Genomic DNA, 16,329 nt, shown 5'->3' on the forward strand with positions numbered 1-16,329 from the left:
TCGCACATTATATAGGGAATTGAGCCAAGGCAGGGCGTGGTCTTGGATAGGTAATACAAACTAAATGCGGGAGGGGCTTGCCCCCTCCCACATTATTTTAGTGCGTACGCGCGACCGCAAACTCGCTCAGCTCAACCAGGGCGTCCCGGTATTCGCTGGCTGGAAGGGCTTCCAGGCACTTGATCGCACGGGCCACGTAATCGCGTGCCAGTTGCGCGGTGTACTCCAGGGAACCCGACGCTTCGACAGCGGCACGGATGGCCTCCAAGTCTTCGATCCCGCCTTTCTGGATCGCCTTGCGCACCAGGGCAGCCTGTTCCGGCGTACCTTCGCGCATGGTGTAGATCAGCGGCAAGGTCGGCTTGCCTTCGGCCAGGTCGTCACCGACGTTCTTGCCCAGGGTCTCGGCATCGCCACGGTAGTCGAGCAGGTCGTCCACGAGTTGGAAGGCCACGCCCAAGTGATCACCAAAGGTGCGCAGGGCTTCGGCCTGTTCGACCGTTGCGCCGCACAGCGCGGCGGCGCTGTGGGTGGAGGCTTCGAAGAGCATCGCGGTTTTGCCGCGAATCACTTCCATGTAGGTTTCTTCAGTAGTGCTGGCGTCGCGGACCTTTGACAGTTGCAGCACTTCGCCTTCGGCGATGATGCGTGTGGCCTGTGAAAGAATCTTCATCACCGGCATCGAGCCGAGTTCAACCATCATTTCGAACGAGCGCGAGTACAGGAAGTCGCCCACCAGCACGCTAGGGGCGTTGCCCCACATGGCATTGGCGGTCTCGCGGCCACGGCGCATGCCGGACATGTCGACCACGTCGTCATGCAGCAGGGTCGCGGTGTGCAGGAATTCGATAGTGGCCGCCAGCAGGCGCAGGTCATCGCCTTCGCGGCCCAGGGCCTTGCCACACAGCAACACTAATAAAGGACGCAGGCGTTTACCGCCCGCCGACGTAATATAGTCGCCAATTTTGGAGACCAGCGGCACTTTAGAAGTCAGCTGCTTCTTGATGATGCCGTCGACGGCGCTAAAATCGTCCGCGACCGCGCGGTAGAAAGCTTGGGGTTGCATCAGCGACAGTCGCTCCAGAAGGGTTGCGCGGCATGCTAGGACCCAGGCCCCGCAGTGTCAAGGCGCGATAGACGGCCACTTGCAAGCCTCTCATAGCTTGCGTACAATCGCGCACCCTGAACTTCCTGGGCAGCACCTGCCTTACGCAATTGCATTCGGGACGTCCATCCCATGCAGCCATGCCAGCCAATACCTCTTCTTATAAAGCGCTGGGTGAGCAGGATTATCGGAGAAATACCATGTCGTACGCAGTAATTGTTACTGGTGGCAAGCAATACAAAGTCGCCCCAGGTGAATACCTGAAGATCGAAAAACTGGAAGTCGCTACCGGCGAATCCGTTACTTTTGATCGCGTTCTGTTGGTCGCCAATGGCGATGACGTGAACATCGGCGCTCCAGTTGTTGCTGGCGCTACCGTTGTGGCTGAAGTGATCTCCCAAGGTCGTCACGATAAAGTCCGCATCATCAAGTTCCGTCGTCGTAAGCACCACATGAAGCGTATGGGCCACCGCCAGTGGTACACCGAGATCAAAATCACCGGTATTCAGGCTTAATTTCAGCCTAATTCCTCACTAGGAGAATTGACTCATGGCACACAAAAAAGCTGGTGGTAGTACCCGTAACGGTCGCGACTCAGAAGCCAAACGCCTTGGCGTGAAGATGTATGGCGGCCAGAAAATCATTCCGGGCAACATCATCGTGCGTCAGCGCGGCACCCAATTCCACGCCGGTTACGGTGTTGGCATGGGTAAAGATCACACCCTCTTCGCGAAAATCGAAGGCGTGATCAAGTTTGAAGTAAAAGGCGCTTTCAACCGCCGTTACGTGAGCGTTGTCGCAGCTTAATTGCGAGATCGCTGGAAAAGCCCTGTCTTGCGACGGGGCTTTTTCGTTTGTGGGGTGAGTCTCTTGCAAAGCTGTTTGTAATGGGCTCAAGCGCTGGATTTGCGGTCGTTGATTGAGGTCGCTGCGCTCATTTTTGCAAGAGTCTTATGTCTTGGTTTCTTAAGCTCGTCCGTGCGGCGAGAGGCGTTTTGTTATGAAGTTCGTTGATGAAGTTTCCATCCGAGTAAAAGCAGGCGACGGCGGTAACGGTTGCATGAGTTTCCGTCGCGAAAAATTCATCGAAAACGGTGGCCCAAACGGCGGTGATGGCGGTGACGGCGGTTCCATCTACATGATGGCCGACGAAAACCTCAACACCCTGGTCGACTACCGTTACACCCGGCACTTTGATGCCGAGCGTGGCTCCAACGGCGGCAGCACCGACTGCACCGGTAAAAAAGGCGAAGACCTGGTACTGCGCGTGCCGGTCGGCACCACGATCATCGACTCCGCTACCCAGGAAGTGATTGGCGACCTGACCAAGGCCGGCCAGAAACTGATGGTTGTGCAGGGCGGCTGGCACGGTCTGGGTAACACCCGATTCAAGTCCAGTACCAACCGTGCACCGCGCCAGACCACGCCAGGCAAGCCGGGCGAGCAGCGTGACCTCAAGCTGGAAATGAAAGTGCTCGCCGACGTGGGCCTGCTGGGCCTGCCGAACGCCGGCAAAAGTACCTTCATTCGCTCGGTCTCGGCTGCCAAGCCAAAGGTTGCCGACTACCCGTTCACCACCCTGGTACCCAACCTGGGCGTGGTCAGCGTCGACCGCTGGAAAAGCTTCGTGATCGCCGACATTCCCGGCCTGATCGAAGGTGCCTCCGATGGCGCCGGCCTGGGCATCCGCTTCCTCAAGCATTTGTCGCGCACCCGTTTGCTGCTGCACCTCGTGGACATGGCGCCGCTGGATGACACCAGCGCCCCGGACGCCGCCGAAGTGATCGTCAGCGAACTGACCAAGTTCAGCCCGGCCCTGGCCGAGCGTGATCGCTGGTTGGTGCTGAACAAGTGCGACCAGATCCTCGAAGAAGAACACGAGGAGCGCGTCAAGGAAATCGTCGATCGCCTGGAATGGACCGGCCCGGTCTACGTGATCTCGGCCATCGCCAAAGAAGGCACCGAGCGCCTGACCCGCGACATCATGCGCTACCTCGAAGACCGCGCCGACCGCCTGGCGGCCGACCCGGTATTCAAGGCCGAACTCGCCGAGCTTGACCAGCAGATCGAAGACGAAGCCCGTGCCCAGCTGCAAGCCCTGGACGACCAGCGTGCCCTGCGCCGCAGCGGCGTGAAGTCGGTCCACGACATCGGCGACGATGATTGGGACGAAGAAGACGTGGATGATGAAGACGGTCCGGAAATCATTTACGTGCGTGACTGATCCGTTGCGATAAACTTGAACGCCGCTCCTTAGAGAGCGGCGTTTTAGTATCCGGGTTTAACGTTATGGGCGGCGCTGGGTCGCGCAACCCTCAATCTAAGGTTGAAGATGATGCGGAGCAAAGTGACAGGTGCGCAGCGCTGGGTCGTAAAGATCGGCAGTGCGTTGCTGACGGCGGATGGCAAGGGGCTGGATCGCGCAGCCATGAGCGTCTGGGTCGAGCAGATGGTGGCCTTGCATGAGGCCGGTGTTGAGTTGGTGCTGGTGTCGTCCGGGGCGGTTGCCGCCGGGATGAGCCGCCTCGGCTGGACCGCGCGACCCAGCGCGATGCACGAACTGCAAGCTGCCGCCGCCATCGGCCAGATGGGCCTGGTGCAAGCCTGGGAATCCAGCTTTGCCGAGCACGGCCGCCACACGGCGCAGATCCTGCTGACCCACGACGACCTGTCCGACCGCAAGCGCTACCTCAATGCCCGCAGCACCTTGCGCGCGCTGGTGGAGCTGAAGGTGATCCCGGTGATCAACGAGAACGACACCGTGGTCACCGACGAAATCCGCTTCGGCGACAACGACACCCTGGCCGCCCTGGTTGCCAACTTGGTGGAAGCTGACCTGCTGGTGATCCTCACCGACCGCGACGGCATGTTCGACGCCGACCCGCGCAACAACCCCGACGCCCAGCTTATTTATGAAGCGCGCGCCGATGACCCAGCGCTGGATGCCGTGGCCGGCAGCGTTGGCGGCGCCCTGGGCCGTGGTGGCATGCAGACCAAGCTGCGCGCAGCGCGCCTGGCCGCACGCTCTGGTGCCCACACGATCATCGTCGGTGGGCGCCTGGAGCGCGTGCTGGATCGTCTCAAGGCCGGTGAGCGCATCGGCACGCTGCTGTCGCCGGAACGCGGCATGCTCGCCGCGCGCAAACAATGGCTGGCCGGTCATCTGCAAACCCGTGGCACCCTGGTGCTGGACGATGGCGCGGTATCGGCCTTGTCCCAGGGTAACAAGAGCTTGCTGCCGGTCGGCGTCAAGTTGGTGCAGGGCAGTTTCCGCCGTGGGGAAATGGTGGTGTGCGTGGCGCCGGACGGTCGTGAGATTGCTCGCGGCCTGGCCAACTACAGTGCCCTTGAAGCGCAGAAAATTATTGGACAATCGTCCGACGCGATTGTCGGACTATTAGGCTACATGGCGGAACCGGAACTGGTACACCGCGATAACCTGATCCTGGTCTAACCAAAGGAATACACAATGCGTGTCATGAAGGGATTGCTCGGCCTGCTGCTGGCCATGCCGCTGCTGGCCTCGGCCGAAGAAATTGGCCAAGTGTCCACGGTGTTCAAGTTTGTCGGCCCCAACGACCGCATTGTGGTCGAAGCCTTCGACGACCCCAAGGTCGACGGCGTGACGTGCTACCTGTCCCGCGCCAAGACCGGCGGTGTCAAAGGCGGCCTCGGCCTGGCCGAAGACCGCGCCGAAGCCTCGATTGCCTGCCGTCAGGTGGGCCCGATCCGCTTCAAGGGCGAGCTCAAGGACGGTGACGAAGTGTTCAAGGAGCGCACCTCGCTGGTGTTCAAGACCATGCAAGTGGTGCGCTTCCTCGACAAGAAGCGCAATACGCTGGTGTACCTGGTCTACAGTGACCGCCTGATCGAAGGCAGCCCGCAGAACGCCGTGACGGCCATTCCGATTTTGCCCTGGCCGACCGCTCAGTAACCCGCAGGCGAGTTTTGCAATCGGCGTCTATGATTGCAGGCTTGCGGGTTGTAATCTCGAAGGGCCGCAATGCGAAGAACATGGGATATCTGGAGTTCGTCATGAGTGCTTTCCACGACCTGAAACTCAAAGCTTTGGACGGACAAGAGCTGCCGCTGGCGCCCTTCAAGGGGCAAGTGGTGCTGGTGGTCAACGTAGCCTCCAAATGTGGTTTGACCCCGCAATACGCTGCGCTGGAAAACCTCTACCAGCAGTACAAGGCCCAGGGATTTACCGTGCTCGGCCTGCCGTGCAATCAATTTGCAGGCCAGGAGCCGGGTACCGAAGAAGAGATCCAGCAGTTTTGCAGCCTGAACTACGGGGTGACGTTCCCGCTGGGCAGCAAGCTTGAGGTCAACGGCCCCGATCGTCATCAGCTGTACCGCCTGCTGGCGGGCGAAGGCGCCGAGTTTCCTGGGGATATCACCTGGAACTTCGAAAAATTCCTGCTGGGCAAGGATGGGCGAGTGCTCGCACGCTTCTCCCCGCGCACCGCGCCGGATGACCCCACGGTCGTCCAAGCCATTGAGAAAGCCCTGGCCTGAACACGTCCGGGAGGCTTTTGTGGTGAGCGGGCTTGCCCCGCGCTGGGTGGCGAAGCCGCCCTAAAATCAGACGCCGCATTTCTAGACAGAATGCGGCGTTTTTACTGGGGCGGCTTCGCCACCCAGCGCGGGGCAAGCCCGCTCACTACAGGTCAGCGGCAACCGGGCTCTGCCGCTTTTACCCCTTAATCACTCAGATCAATAGTGCTACCCAGCGCTTTGCACTCCCCATATGATCCCCATCATAAACCCCGTCTCTCGTGGAGTGCTCCCATGCCCGTCCAGGCCTTGTTCAAACCCTTCCAGCTCGGTGCATTGCAACTGTCGACCCGCGTCGTCATGGCGCCCATGACGCGCTCGTTCTCCCCAGGCGGCGTGCCCAATTCCAAGGTGATCGAGTACTACCGCCGCCGCGCTGCCGCCGGTGTGGGCCTGATCATCACCGAAGGCACCGTGGTCGACCATCAGGCGTCCAACGGCTACCCCAATGTTCCACACTTCTACGGTGAGGCCGCCTTGGCCGGCTGGAAGAAAGTGGTCGACGCCGTGCACGCCGAAGGCGGCAAGATCGTTCCGCAGTTGTGGCACGTTGGCAGCGTACGGCGTATCGGCACTGAGCCTGACGCCAGCGTGCCAGCCTACGGCCCGATGGAAAAACTCAAAGATGGCAACGTGGTCGTGCACGGCATGACCCAGCAAGACATCAAGGCGGTGATCGACGCCTTCGCCCAAGCCGCCAAGGATGCCCAGAGTATCGGCATGGACGGCGTGGAGATCCACGGCGCCCACGGCTATCTGGTCGACCAGTTTTTCTGGGAAGGCAGCAACCAGCGGACCGACGGATACGGCGGCAGTTTGGCCAACCGCTCACGTTTTGCCATCGAGCTGATCCAGGCCACCCGCGCCGCCGTTGGCCCGGACTTCCCGATCATCCTGCGTTTCTCCCAGTGGAAACAGCAGGACTACACCGCGCGCCTGGTGCAAACCCCCGAGGCGCTGGGTGAGTTCCTCAAGCCACTGTCTGACGCGGGTGTGGACATTTTCCACTGCTCCACCCGCCGCTTCTGGGAGCCTGAATTCGACGGTTCCGACCTCAACCTGGCCGGCTGGACCCGCCAGCTTACCGGCAAGCCGACCATCACCGTGGGCAGCGTCGGCCTGGATGGCGAGTTCCTGCAGTTCATGGTCAACACCGACAAGGTCGCGCAACCGGCCAGCCTGGAGAAGTTGCTGGAGCGCTTGAACAACGACGAATTCGACCTGGTCGCCGTGGGCCGAGCCCTGCTGGTGGATCCGGATTGGGCCGTGAAGGTGCGCGAAGGCCGCGAAGGCGACATCCTGCCCTTCAGTCGTGAGGCGTTGACGAGCCTGGTGTAAGCGGCGACAGGGCGGGCACCGGGTGCCCGTCCTTGCAGACCCCGCGCAGTTGGCGCTCGAACTGCTCGATAATCGCCGGCCAGCCCTGGCGGCTTGCATGCTGGCGTGCATTCAGGCGCATGCGGCGCAGGCTTTCGGCGTCCTCCAGCAGCCAGTTGGCGGCATCGCAGAATGCATCCTCGTCCCCCGGCATCGCCAGCACGCCGTTGTAGCCATGGCGTATATGCTGGGTCGCTGCGGCCTGGTCATAGGCCACCACGCCCAATCCCGACGCCATCGCTTCGAGTACCACGTTGCCGAAGGTTTCGGTCAGGCTGGGGAATAGAAACACATCGCCTGACGCGTAATGACGTGCCAGTTCTTCACCGCGCAAGGTGCCGCAGAAGATCGCCTCCGGCAGTTCCTTTTCCATCATCGCGCGTTGTGGCCCATCGCCGACGACGACCAGTCTCATCTGACGCAGCGGGTAGCTGTCCTGCAAGGTCTCGAAGCAGCGCTTGAGCAGTCCCAGGTTCTTTTCCTGCGCCAGCCTGCCGACATAGAGCACGGCGGTTTGCTCACTGTTCAACCCCCAACTCTCCCGCAGTGCATTGTCGCGCTTGGCGGGATGAAACAGTTGGCTGTCTACCCCGCGCGCCAACATCCCCAGACGCTCGAAATGCCGGCGTTCCAGTTCCAGGCGCTGGCTGGCGCTGGGGACCAGGGTCAGGGTCGAACGGTTATGAAACCAGCGAAGGTAGTGGGTGACCATCCGGCTCAGCAGGCTCAGGCCGTATTGGTTCGAGTACTGCTGGAAGTTGGTGTGAAAGCCGCTGACCACACTGATCCCCAGACGCCGCGCGGCGCGCAAGGCGGATAGGCCCAATGGCCCCTCCGTGGCGATGTACAGCACGTCCGGGCGCTGGCGTGTCCAGCGCCGCAGCAACTTGTGCATCGACGACTGCCCCCATTGCAGGCCCGGATAACCCGGTAGCGGCCAGCCGCGACACAGCAGCAATTCGTCATCGCTGGGACGGCTCTGATCGACGCCTTGGCGCGGGCGCACCAGTTCGACTTGATGGCCACGTGAACGCAAACCCTCGCACAGGCGGCCAAGGGTATTGGCCACCCCGTTGATCTCTGGCGGGAAGGTTTCGGTAATGAGGGTGATGTGAAGCGAGGCTGTCGTCATGACCCACAGTGTCACCGTGGGCCATGTCGTCATTGTGTCATCGAGATGATGGATTTATGACCGGGTCACTTTTTGCTGCGGCGCCATCGCTTCGGCACCTTGTTCGCGCACCCAGAACAGCGTGGCCCCGGCCACCGCCGCCGGCATCATCAGCAGGTTGACCACCGGCACCAGCAGCACCAGGTAGACGATGCCGCCGAAGCTCATGCTCTGCCAGCGCTTCTGGCGCAGCCAGGCGAGCATTTCGTTCCAGCCCAGCTTATGGTTATCGGCCGGGTAGTCGATGTATTGGATCGCCATCATCCACACACCAAACAGCAGCCACAGCGGCGCAGCGATCAGGTTGACCACCGGAATGAACGACAGGATAAACAGGCCGATGGCCCGTGGCAGGAAGTAGCCCAGTTTGCGCATTTCCCGTGCCAGCGTGCGCGGCACCATGGCGATCAACTCCCCCCAGCTGAAGGCCGGGAAGTCATCGGTACCGCGCACCACCACTTCCACTTTTTCCGAAAGAAAACCGTTGAACGGCGCCGCGATAATATTGGCCAGCATGGTGAAGGTGAAAAACACCATCAGCACCACCAGCACCACAAACAGTGGCCATAGCAGGTAATTCAGAAAGCTCAGCCAGCTCGGCAGCGTCGGCATCAAGTGGTCGACCCACAGGCTGAACTGATGGCCGGCGAAATAGATCAAGCCGACGAACAGCACCAGGTTGATCGCCAGCGGCAGCAGCACAAACAGGCGCAGGCCGGGGCTCAACACCAGTTTGAGGCCTTCACGCAGGTATTGTGGGCCGGAAAGAGCAGGGGCGGGCATGGAGAACTCCGAGCAAGGGGGACGAACGCGCCGACCTTACCGGCTTTAAACCTTGGGTGAAAGCGGCGACATCATAAGTAACATCTAGGCAAGAATCCTGTCGATCAACCTGGTCGACTGCATAGAGACCACCTATGAGCTGGATTGTTATTCCGTATTTCCTTAATCTTGCCCCCCTCGATACGCTGCACCCATTATTTTTCAGGGCCTGCGAGTTCAAGCCTTCCCCAAGTGCTTCGTAGTCCCTTTTTTATTCCAGCCGCCTTGTAGTCCGGGCGGTCGATAGGAGTGAGTCATGTCTGATACCCGTCATTCGCGAGTGATTATTCTCGGTTCCGGCCCTGCCGGTTACAGCGCTGCGGTCTACGCTGCCCGGGCCAACCTCAAGCCGCTGCTGATCACCGGCATGCAGGCGGGCGGTCAATTGACCACCACCACCGAAGTCGACAACTGGCCGGGCGACGTCCACGGCCTGACCGGCCCGGTGCTGATGGAACGCATGAAAGAGCACGCCGAGCGCTTTGAAACCGAGATCGTGTTTGATCACATCAACAAGGTCGACTTCTCCAAGAAGCCTTACAGCCTGACCGGCGACAGCGGTGTGTACACCTGTGACGCGCTGATCATCGCCACCGGCGCCAGCGCCCGTTACCTGGGCCTGCCATCGGAAGAAGCGTTCATGGGCAAGGGCGTTTCCGCCTGTGCGACCTGCGACGGTTTCTTCTACCGCAACAAGCCGGTCGCCGTGGTCGGTGGTGGTAACACGGCCGTGGAAGAGGCACTGTACCTGGCCAACATCGCCAGCACTGTGACCCTGGTTCACCGCCGCGAGACCTTCCGTGCCGAGAAGATCCTGATCGACAAGCTGCACGCCCGTGTCGCTGAAGGCAAGATCATCCTCAAGCTCAACGCCACCCTGGATGAAGTCCTGGGCGACAACATGGGTGTGACCGGTGCGCGCCTGAAGAACAACGACGGCAGCTTCGACGAGCTGAAAGTCGACGGCGTATTCATCGCCATCGGCCACACGCCGAACACTTCGTTGTTCGAAGGCGTGCTGGACGCCAAAGACGGTTACCTGGTGGTGCAGGGCGGCCGCGAAGGCAACGCCACTGCCACCAACATCGAAGGTATCTTCGCCGCCGGTGACGTGGCTGACCACGTGTATCGTCAGGCCATCACCTCGGCCGGTGCTGGCTGCATGGCGGCATTGGATGCCGAGCGTTACCTCGACGGCCTGCAGAACGCTGCGTTCTAACTAACACCGCAAAACAAATGTGGGAGGGGGCAAGTCGAATCGTCGCACCGCCCCTCCCACATTTTGATCCGCGTATGATTCAGGATTTTCGAGTCAGGGGCTGGGCGGTGAACTTTACACCGGCCAGGCCGTTTGCGATCAATGCGCGGATATTGCCGTGGTCACTGCCCTCAGGCGTTGCCACCACCGAGCGGTAATGCTCACCAAATGCCAACAACGCTTCCTGGTCGCTCAAGCCTTCCAGCAGTGCCAGGCCCAAGGTCTTGCACGACCCTTCGTTCTGCCCCGCCGCATTTTCTACATCACCATTGGTAAAGGCTTGGGGCTGGTAGTCATAACCTGCGGCAACAAACGCCAAGGTATCGGCAAAAACGTGTTCGCCGCTGTTGAGGCTGGCGCGCAGGGTGTTCAGGTCAGTCATGGGTTTTTCCTTTGGCGAACGCCGCCTGCTGGTCGGCACTGGCTTCTTTTTGGTACTGGGCTTTCCACTCGGCGTACGGCATGCCGTACACCACTTCACGGGCGTCATCGAGGCTGACGTCGATCTGGCGTTCATCGGCCGCGGCCTTGTACCACTTGGACAAGCAGTTACGGCAGAAGCCCGAGAGGTTCATCAGGTCGATGTTCTGCACATCCTTGCGGCTGTCCAGGTGGGCCACCAGCCGGCGGAAGGCGGCGGCTTCGAGTTCGAGGCGTTGTTGGTCGTTCATAGGGCTCACTGACAATTCAGGGGTGGCGGCTGGCTGCCAGGGTAATCGAAACCGATTCGGCAAAGCGCAGCGCATGGGGCTTGTCCACTTCGACTTCGGCGTACAGCACCGACTCATTGCTCATCACCAAATCCAGCAGCTCCTGGGTCAGGCGCTCCAGCAGGGCAAAACGGTTGCCCTCGACGTGGGCGATGATCGCCTTAGTGATGGTGCGGTAGTTCAGCGCGTGGTCGATATCGTTGTCGCGCACGGCTTCCTGGGCGGCATACAGGATGGTCAGGTTGATCAGCACATCCTGTTTGTTGAGGATCTCGTCCTCGTTGATGCCGATAAAGGTGCGCAGGCACAGGTCCTTGACCCGGATGCGCGCCATGCCTGGTTGAAGTTGTGGCATTGCTACTTGCTCCGTCCGATCAGTTGCAGGAACTCCATGCGCGTGGTGTTCGACTCGCGGAACGCGCCGAGCATCACCGAGGTGTTCATGGTTGAATTCTGTTTTTCCACGCCGCGCATCATCATGCACATGTGCTTGGCTTCGATTACCACCGCCACACCGGCTGCCTGGGTCACGTCCTGGATAGCGTCGGCAATTTGCCGGGTGAGGTTTTCCTGGATCTGCAGGCGGCGTGCAAACATATCGACGATGCGCGCCAGTTTCGACAGGCCCAATACCTTGCCGGTCGGAATATAGGCCACGTGGGCCTTGCCGATGAAGGGCAGCAGGTGGTGCTCGCACAGCGAGTACAGCTCGATGTCCTTGAGGATCACCATCTCGTCATTGTCAGAGGTAAACAGCGCGCCGTTGACGATCTCTTCCAGGTTCTGCTCATAGCCATGACACAGGTATTGCATGGCCTTGGCGGCGCGCTTGGGGGTGTCGAGCAAGCCTTCGCGCTCGGGGTCTTCGCCCAAGCCCTTGAGGATCTCGCGGTAATGGTGGGGCAGGGATAAGGTCATACAACATCCTCACAAACGGCTTACTTGATATGCCGCCCGCCGTTGACGGTCAGGGTGGTACCGGTGACATAGGGGTTGTCCAGCAGGTAGCGCACGCTCTGGTAGATCACCTCGGGCCCGGGTTCGATGCCCAGTGCCGACTTGGCCAGTACCGTGGCGCGGTAGGCTGCGTCGTCGCCGTCGTTGAACATCACCATGGCCGGCGCGATGCCGTTGACCTTGATCGACGGCGCAAACTGCGCGGCAAACGACAGCGTCAGGCTGTCGAGCCCTGCCTTGGTGGCGCAATAGGCGATGTGTCGGCGGCTGCCCTTGCGCACCACGTCATCGCTGATATGCACGATATCGGCGGGTGAAGAGCGTTGCAGCAAAGGCGAACAATGCAGGTTGATCAGGTACGGCGCAAGCATGTGTACGCTGAACATGTCGGTAAAAGCGCGGCTTTCGTCGCCAGGCGTTTCCGCGACCCAGGCCGAGGCGTTATGGATGATCGCGCGCAGACTGTCGGTCCGGGTCTTGAGCTCAGCGATAAACGCCAGAATCCCGGCCTCGCTGGAGAAGTCGGCATACACACCGATCGCGCCGCGTTCGCGCAGGGCATGCACGCCGGGACGCTCATTGCGGTAGCTGAAAATAACCGAGTGGCCCTCGTCCAACAGGCGCTGGGCGCAATGCAGGCCGACACGTTGGCCGGCGCCGGTGATCAGGATCGGGGCGTTTGTTGCGGTCATGGGGAGCTCGAATCGCTGGCAGATTGAAACTATACCAGCGACCGGCCGCCCCTGTATTCACGCCGCAGCTTCAGTGCCCTTGCGCGGTGCCGGGGCAGGATGCAGCCAGTTTGCCAACAGATGGGTCGACAACGGGATGAACCAATAAACCATCAGCGGCGTAAGCGCCAGGGTGCTGACCAGTACGCGCGGCGCCAGGTCAAGCCCGCCGAGCAGTGGTCCCAGCACAAAGTTGAACAGCAGCGACACCGGGAAAAACGCCAGCCAGATCGCCACGGCCTGTTTCCAGCGAGGAGGGCGTGCACCCGCCGCGCCGAACCAACCATCAATGCCGCGTACGCGGTGCTCGGAAGGGTCGGCAAACAGTTCACTGCCACGGCTCAGCCACGTACTGCGCGAGGCTGAAAACTCCCAGGCATGCAGGGTTTTTTCATCGGCGAAGCGGAAAATGATCTGGAATTCATCATCGTTGGGCGGCGGGGCAAGTACGCCTGAGCCCAGGTAGCCGGGAAAGTCCGTGGCCAATTGCTCGCCTTCGCGCAGCCAGGCCATCAGTTCTTCGTAGCGACCCTTGGCCACGCGACGCGCAACCATCAAAGTGACGGGAGAGGTAGACATTGTGTATCTCCAAGTATTCGGGTGCGCTGGGCCGGGTAGGGGGCGCACAAACATAGCGGCGGGGTAGTGCCGCTACGTAAAAACAGGCAAGGATTATTCCCGTTTTGTAGAAATACACCAGAGGCATTGGTCGAATAAGCAGGGACCTTGAAAAAGACAGGTCTAAAGGCGTTAAATGAGGATCCAATTTTCGTTGGTCTTTTGGTCTCTCATACCTGTGATTACTGCCCCAAGTGATAGCAATTTGCATCTGGAATCCCTCGATTCAGATGAGCTGTTTCCGATTCGTGAAGTCTCGAGAATGACAGGCATCAATCCGGTCACCCTGCGTGCCTGGGAGCGGCGTTATGGTCTGATCCAGCCCGTACGCACCGAGAGTGGGCACCGCCTCTACTCCAAGACCGATATTGCGACCGTTAATCGCATCCTCGATTGGATTGAGCGAGGTGTAGCGGTGAGCAAGGTGGGCAAGATTCTCGCCCGCGACGATTTGCAGGCCAACGTGGTTCGCGCTGGGCACGATGTGATCGAGGAAGATGAATTGCCACAATGGCGGACGCGGCTGTTACACGCCGTCAGCGCCTTTGACGACCGACAACTGGAGAGCCTGTACGGCCAGATTTTTGCGCTCTACCCCATCAGCGTGGCGTTCCAGGACATTCTTATGCCCTTATGGAACGAGCTGTTGCGTCACCAGGGGCGTTTCGGCCAAGCCAGTGAGTGGCTGTTCTTCGACGCCTTCCTGCGGATCCATACCTTCCAGCGCCTGCAAACCGCGACCCTGTCGCCTGCGCCCCGTGTATTGCTGACGGCCATGCCTGGCGAGTGCCGCAAATTGGAGCTGCTGGTGGCGGCGCTGTTGATCAGTCGGGATGATCTGGCTGTTAAGGTGCTGGGCATGGGCCAGCCGTTTGATGAATTAACCCTGGTCTGTGAAAAGACTCGCCCCCAGGCACTGATCATCTTTTCCAACCACGCACATAACCATGACCTGCCCGGGCGCCTCAATCGCCTGGCATTGACCCTGGATTGCCCGCTGTTCCTGGCGGGTGCTGCGTCAGACCTGGCGCAGAAAGCGCTGGCAGGTTCGTCGATCGGTTGCCTGGGCAGTGAAGGGCGCCTGATGCAGCGCCGCTTGCAGCAGTTTCTCAGCGGTAACCTGGATACCTGAAATCAGGCGTGCGCCTGCGGGTGCACCATGCGGTGCTGATGCAGAATGAATTGGCGCAGGCGCTCGATTTCATCTGCATCACTTTGGCTCAGGCGGTAGGCAAACAAACCCCGGGCGGTTTCCCGCTCCAGTGTCCCGCGCAATGCGATGCGCTCGTAGCCGGATGGGCTGAACCAAAGCGAAAAGGTCTTCGGCGGCTTTACCCGACCACGAACTTCCACCAGTACGCCCTTGAATGACACTTCGTGCACCCACAGTGCGCCGGCGATGCCGTTGACGTTTTCCAGTGCCACCGGGGCCTCAAGCGCGAGACGCCACGGACGGATCATGGGCCCGTCTTCGAAGATACTCGGCACCCCCAGGCGAAGGTGAACGGCGTGAAACTCATCTTCCACCAGGTGCAGCGGGAAGGTCAGTTGCTGGTTATCGAACTGCGCCTGGATAGTGAGATGGTCGTGGGCGGCGAGTCGGGTGAGCAAATCGCGAATCTGTGCACCACCGTTGACTGTCAGGCTCGACGAAGTATCCCGCAGGTTGAGCTGCGGGTTGTGCTGCATATTCTGAATGAAATCCAACTCATCCTGGGTCAGAAGCGCGTCGCGTTGCATCGCTCTTGCTCAATGGTAGGAGGTATTAAAATGCCATTATCGCCTCTAATGATGACATCTCCTAAATTTTGTTGAATCCGCTCGTCGCTTTGAGCGCAGCCAGTTCGGCTTTTACTTGGTTGAGTTCGGCTTCCAGTTGACCCACCCGCTGCTGGGCCTTGACTTGCAAGGTGACGTCTTTCTGTACACCCACAAAATACGTCTGCTTGTCGGCTTCGTTATACACCGTCGAAAGCGACAGTTCGTTCCAGAAATGGCTGCCGTCCTTGCGGTAATTGCGCAGGATTTCCCGGCATGCGCCACCGCTCTCCAGTGTTTCCCGAATTGCCATCAGGGCCGGCTGATCGCGGTCGCCCGATTGCAGGAAGCGGCAATCCTGGTAGAGGATTTCATCCAGGGTGTAGCCGGTCAGGCGTTCGAATGCCGGGTTGACATAGATCAGCGGCTTGTCCTTGCCTTCGCGTTCGGCGACGACGATGCCGTCGTTGGAAGCGTTGATGACCAGTTGCATCAGCTTGGCGTTAATCATTGAGCGGTCCATGGCTTGTGATTGGAGTTGGCAGTTTATGACATGCTCTGAATGTTGCACGGGGTGCGCCGAAATATTTGCGTCAGCTGTTAATATCCCAGGCTTTCGCTCAACTACAGGATCAGATTGATGAAAGTCGCCATCCTTTCCGGCTCGGTCTACGGCACCGCTGAAGAAGTCGCCCGTCACGCTGCCGACCTCCTCAAAGAGGCCGGCTTCGAAGCCTGGCATAACCCCCGTGCCAGCCTGGCGGATGTACAGGCGTTTGCCCCGCAGGCCTTTCTGGCGGTGACCTCTACCACCGGCATGGGCGAACTGCCCGACAACCTGCAACCGCTGTATTCGAGCATTCGCGACCAATTGCCCGCCGCCTGGCGCGGCCTGCCCGGTGCGGTGATCGGCCTGGGCGACGCCAGCTATGGCGATACCTTTTGTGGGGGCGGCGAGCAGATGCGCGAGCTGTTCGGCGAGCTGGGCGTGCGTGAAGTGCTGCCGATGCTGCGCCTGGATGCCAGCGAAAGCGTCACCCCGGAAACCGACGCCGAGCCCTGGCTGGCTGAGCTGGTCACTGCACTGCGCGCTTTAGCGTAAATTCGCTTGATTCCCAGGCATCCAGTGCGGTGGCTGGCGGTGGCGGCGCCCATGAAAACCGCCCGCGCCGCGCCTTTATTGGCGGCACTTCTCTGACGCCGCTTGTAGGGATTTAAACTATTCTCAACGCTGACCCGCACGGTCATCAAGCTGGCTGCCAAGG

General features: G+C 60.2%; 21 protein-coding genes. 10 read left to right on the plus strand and 11 right to left on the minus strand.

The genetic code is table 11. The features are described 5' to 3' along the window. Nucleotides 1–97 precede the first annotated feature (97 nt). Nucleotides 98–1,066, minus strand: a complete 969-nt coding sequence (locus QCBJ_RS29415) for a polyprenyl synthetase family protein (RefSeq protein ID WP_015885844.1) — start codon at nt 1,064–1,066, stop codon at nt 98–100. A gap of 239 nt (nt 1,067–1,305) precedes the next feature. Here QCBJ_RS29415 and rplU point away from each other — a divergent pair, with 239 nt between their 5' ends. The 7 genes from rplU (at nt 1,306) to QCBJ_RS29450 (ending at nt 7,000) form a co-directional block, all read left to right on the plus strand. Then, a complete protein-coding gene (gene rplU, locus QCBJ_RS29420) occupies nt 1,306–1,620 on the plus strand; it encodes a 50S ribosomal protein L21 (RefSeq protein ID WP_007950961.1) in 315 nt (104 codons plus the stop codon). A gap of 34 nt (nt 1,621–1,654) precedes the next feature. Beyond that, nucleotides 1,655–1,912 carry a 50S ribosomal protein L27 gene (gene rpmA, locus QCBJ_RS29425; RefSeq protein ID WP_003176049.1) on the plus strand — a complete coding sequence of 86 codons (258 nt, stop codon included), beginning with the start codon at nt 1,655–1,657 and terminating at the stop codon, nt 1,910–1,912. A gap of 193 nt (nt 1,913–2,105) precedes the next feature. Beyond that, nucleotides 2,106–3,329: an Obg family GTPase CgtA gene (cgtA, locus tag QCBJ_RS29430; RefSeq protein ID WP_015885843.1), complete on the plus strand. Its 1,224-nt coding sequence runs from the start codon at nt 2,106–2,108 to the stop codon at nt 3,327–3,329. Nucleotides 3,330–3,440: 111 nt separating this feature from the next. Then, entirely contained in the window at nt 3,441–4,559 is a 1,119-nt protein-coding gene (gene proB, locus QCBJ_RS29435) for a glutamate 5-kinase (RefSeq protein ID WP_026013771.1), read from the plus strand. Nucleotides 4,560–4,574: 15 nt separating this feature from the next. After that, nucleotides 4,575–5,039 carry a CreA family protein gene (locus QCBJ_RS29440; protein WP_015885841.1) on the plus strand — a complete coding sequence of 155 codons (465 nt, stop codon included), beginning with the start codon at nt 4,575–4,577 and terminating at the stop codon, nt 5,037–5,039. Nucleotides 5,040–5,140: 101 nt separating this feature from the next. Beyond that, nucleotides 5,141–5,623, plus strand: a complete 483-nt coding sequence (locus QCBJ_RS29445; RefSeq protein WP_043205883.1) for a glutathione peroxidase — start codon at nt 5,141–5,143, stop codon at nt 5,621–5,623. Between the two features lie 273 nt (nt 5,624–5,896). Further along, a complete protein-coding gene (locus tag QCBJ_RS29450; protein WP_102062154.1) occupies nt 5,897–7,000 on the plus strand; it encodes an NADH:flavin oxidoreductase in 1,104 nt (367 codons plus the stop codon). Here the strand turns inward: QCBJ_RS29450 and QCBJ_RS29455 are convergent. Together QCBJ_RS29455 and cysZ are read right to left on the minus strand one after the other, a co-directional pair. Beyond that, nucleotides 6,969–8,171: a glycosyltransferase family 1 protein gene (locus QCBJ_RS29455; RefSeq protein ID WP_015885838.1), complete on the minus strand. Its 1,203-nt coding sequence runs from the start codon at nt 8,169–8,171 to the stop codon at nt 6,969–6,971. The two genes, QCBJ_RS29450 and QCBJ_RS29455, sit on opposite strands and share 32 nt — an antisense overlap. A 54-nt stretch (nt 8,172–8,225) precedes the next feature. Further along, complete coding sequence (cysZ, locus tag QCBJ_RS29460) at nt 8,226–8,993, minus strand: sulfate transporter CysZ (RefSeq protein ID WP_015885837.1); 768 nt, start codon at nt 8,991–8,993, stop codon at nt 8,226–8,228. A 295-nt stretch (nt 8,994–9,288) separates the two neighbouring features. Here cysZ and trxB point away from each other — a divergent pair, with 295 nt between their 5' ends. Then, on the plus strand, nt 9,289–10,251 hold the full coding sequence (gene trxB / locus QCBJ_RS29465) for a thioredoxin-disulfide reductase (RefSeq protein WP_102062155.1): 963 nt from the start codon (nt 9,289–9,291) through the stop codon (nt 10,249–10,251). A gap of 79 nt (nt 10,252–10,330) precedes the next feature. Here the strand turns inward: trxB and QCBJ_RS29470 are convergent, their stop codons facing one another. Genes QCBJ_RS29470 through QCBJ_RS29495 form a run of 6 tightly spaced genes read right to left on the minus strand, consistent with a single transcriptional unit; the run spans nt 10,331 to nt 13,267 of the window. Next, the gene (locus QCBJ_RS29470) at nt 10,331–10,672 is read right to left on the minus strand and encodes a HopJ type III effector protein (RefSeq protein ID WP_015885835.1); all 342 of its coding nucleotides are present in this window, start codon (nt 10,670–10,672) and stop codon (nt 10,331–10,333) included. Further along, nucleotides 10,665–10,961, minus strand: a complete 297-nt coding sequence (locus tag QCBJ_RS29475; protein ID WP_015885834.1) for a DUF1244 domain-containing protein — start codon at nt 10,959–10,961, stop codon at nt 10,665–10,667. The genes QCBJ_RS29470 and QCBJ_RS29475 overlap by 8 nt, the downstream gene beginning before the upstream one ends. A gap of 16 nt (nt 10,962–10,977) precedes the next feature. Continuing rightward, nucleotides 10,978–11,355 carry a dihydroneopterin triphosphate 2'-epimerase gene (gene folX / locus QCBJ_RS29480; RefSeq protein WP_043205882.1) on the minus strand — a complete coding sequence of 126 codons (378 nt, stop codon included), beginning with the start codon at nt 11,353–11,355 and terminating at the stop codon, nt 10,978–10,980. Nucleotides 11,356–11,357: 2 nt separating this feature from the next. After that, the gene (gene folE / locus QCBJ_RS29485) at nt 11,358–11,918 is read right to left on the minus strand and encodes a GTP cyclohydrolase I FolE (protein WP_015885832.1); all 561 of its coding nucleotides are present in this window, start codon (nt 11,916–11,918) and stop codon (nt 11,358–11,360) included. 20 nt (nt 11,919–11,938) lie between these two features. Then, nucleotides 11,939–12,649 carry a dihydromonapterin reductase gene (gene folM / locus QCBJ_RS29490; RefSeq protein WP_093543372.1) on the minus strand — a complete coding sequence of 237 codons (711 nt, stop codon included), beginning with the start codon at nt 12,647–12,649 and terminating at the stop codon, nt 11,939–11,941. A gap of 57 nt (nt 12,650–12,706) precedes the next feature. After that, nucleotides 12,707–13,267 (minus strand): antibiotic biosynthesis monooxygenase, encoded by a 561-nt coding sequence (locus QCBJ_RS29495; RefSeq protein ID WP_093543370.1) that lies wholly within the window; start codon nt 13,265–13,267, stop codon nt 12,707–12,709. Nucleotides 13,268–13,568: 301 nt separating this feature from the next. Here QCBJ_RS29495 and QCBJ_RS29500 point away from each other — a divergent pair, with 301 nt between their 5' ends. Then, a complete protein-coding gene (locus QCBJ_RS29500) occupies nt 13,569–14,438 on the plus strand; it encodes a MerR family transcriptional regulator (RefSeq protein ID WP_241090916.1) in 870 nt (289 codons plus the stop codon). Nucleotides 14,439–14,440: 2 nt separating this feature from the next. On the opposite strand, the gene QCBJ_RS29505 is transcribed toward QCBJ_RS29500, so the two are convergent. Beyond that, entirely contained in the window at nt 14,441–15,046 is a 606-nt protein-coding gene (locus QCBJ_RS29505; RefSeq protein ID WP_015885828.1) for a hypothetical protein, read from the minus strand. Between the two features lie 61 nt (nt 15,047–15,107). Further along, nucleotides 15,108–15,575, minus strand: a complete 468-nt coding sequence (locus tag QCBJ_RS29510; RefSeq protein ID WP_015885827.1) for a PAS domain-containing protein — start codon at nt 15,573–15,575, stop codon at nt 15,108–15,110. 129 nt (nt 15,576–15,704) lie between these two features. Here QCBJ_RS29510 and QCBJ_RS29515 point away from each other — a divergent pair, with 129 nt between their 5' ends. Beyond that, the gene (locus tag QCBJ_RS29515; RefSeq protein ID WP_015885826.1) at nt 15,705–16,166 is read left to right on the plus strand and encodes a flavodoxin; all 462 of its coding nucleotides are present in this window, start codon (nt 15,705–15,707) and stop codon (nt 16,164–16,166) included. The last annotated feature ends 163 nt before the right edge of the window (nt 16,167–16,329 follow it).

It is taken from the genome of Pseudomonas sp. QC2 (assembly GCF_002859085.1).
Taxonomy (GTDB): Bacteria; Pseudomonadota; Gammaproteobacteria; order Pseudomonadales; family Pseudomonadaceae; genus Aquipseudomonas; species Aquipseudomonas petroselini.

Bases quoted from the DNA above. Each gene is read 5' to 3' on its own strand.
- QCBJ_RS29470 (WP_015885835.1), bottom strand. From the start codon at position 10,672: ATGACTGACCTGAACACCCTGCGCGCCAGCCTCAACAGCGGCGAACAC.
- QCBJ_RS29415 (WP_015885844.1), bottom strand. From the start codon at position 1,066: ATGCAACCCCAAGCTTTCTACCGCGCGGTCGCGGACGATTTTAGCGCC.
- trxB (WP_102062155.1), top strand. From the start codon at position 9,289: ATGTCTGATACCCGTCATTCGCGAGTGATTATTCTCGGTTCCGGCCCT.
- QCBJ_RS29455 (WP_015885838.1), bottom strand. From the start codon at position 8,171: ATGACGACAGCCTCGCTTCACATCACCCTCATTACCGAAACCTTCCCG.
- rpmA (WP_003176049.1), top strand. From the start codon at position 1,655: ATGGCACACAAAAAAGCTGGTGGTAGTACCCGTAACGGTCGCGACTCA.
- cgtA (WP_015885843.1), top strand. From the start codon at position 2,106: ATGAAGTTCGTTGATGAAGTTTCCATCCGAGTAAAAGCAGGCGACGGC.
- cysZ (WP_015885837.1), bottom strand. From the start codon at position 8,993: ATGCCCGCCCCTGCTCTTTCCGGCCCACAATACCTGCGTGAAGGCCTC.
- QCBJ_RS29450 (WP_102062154.1), top strand. From the start codon at position 5,897: ATGCCCGTCCAGGCCTTGTTCAAACCCTTCCAGCTCGGTGCATTGCAA.
- QCBJ_RS29495 (WP_093543370.1), bottom strand. From the start codon at position 13,267: ATGTCTACCTCTCCCGTCACTTTGATGGTTGCGCGTCGCGTGGCCAAG.
- folX (WP_043205882.1), bottom strand. From the start codon at position 11,355: ATGCCACAACTTCAACCAGGCATGGCGCGCATCCGGGTCAAGGACCTG.
- QCBJ_RS29500 (WP_241090916.1), top strand. From the start codon at position 13,569: ATGACAGGCATCAATCCGGTCACCCTGCGTGCCTGGGAGCGGCGTTAT.
- QCBJ_RS29440 (WP_015885841.1), top strand. From the start codon at position 4,575: ATGCGTGTCATGAAGGGATTGCTCGGCCTGCTGCTGGCCATGCCGCTG.
- QCBJ_RS29505 (WP_015885828.1), bottom strand. From the start codon at position 15,046: ATGCAACGCGACGCGCTTCTGACCCAGGATGAGTTGGATTTCATTCAG.
- QCBJ_RS29445 (WP_043205883.1), top strand. From the start codon at position 5,141: ATGAGTGCTTTCCACGACCTGAAACTCAAAGCTTTGGACGGACAAGAG.
- rplU (WP_007950961.1), top strand. From the start codon at position 1,306: ATGTCGTACGCAGTAATTGTTACTGGTGGCAAGCAATACAAAGTCGCC.
- folE (WP_015885832.1), bottom strand. From the start codon at position 11,918: ATGACCTTATCCCTGCCCCACCATTACCGCGAGATCCTCAAGGGCTTG.
- proB (WP_026013771.1), top strand. From the start codon at position 3,441: ATGCGGAGCAAAGTGACAGGTGCGCAGCGCTGGGTCGTAAAGATCGGC.
- QCBJ_RS29515 (WP_015885826.1), top strand. From the start codon at position 15,705: ATGAAAGTCGCCATCCTTTCCGGCTCGGTCTACGGCACCGCTGAAGAA.
- QCBJ_RS29475 (WP_015885834.1), bottom strand. From the start codon at position 10,961: ATGAACGACCAACAACGCCTCGAACTCGAAGCCGCCGCCTTCCGCCGG.
- QCBJ_RS29510 (WP_015885827.1), bottom strand. From the start codon at position 15,575: ATGATTAACGCCAAGCTGATGCAACTGGTCATCAACGCTTCCAACGAC.
- folM (WP_093543372.1), bottom strand. From the start codon at position 12,649: ATGACCGCAACAAACGCCCCGATCCTGATCACCGGCGCCGGCCAACGT.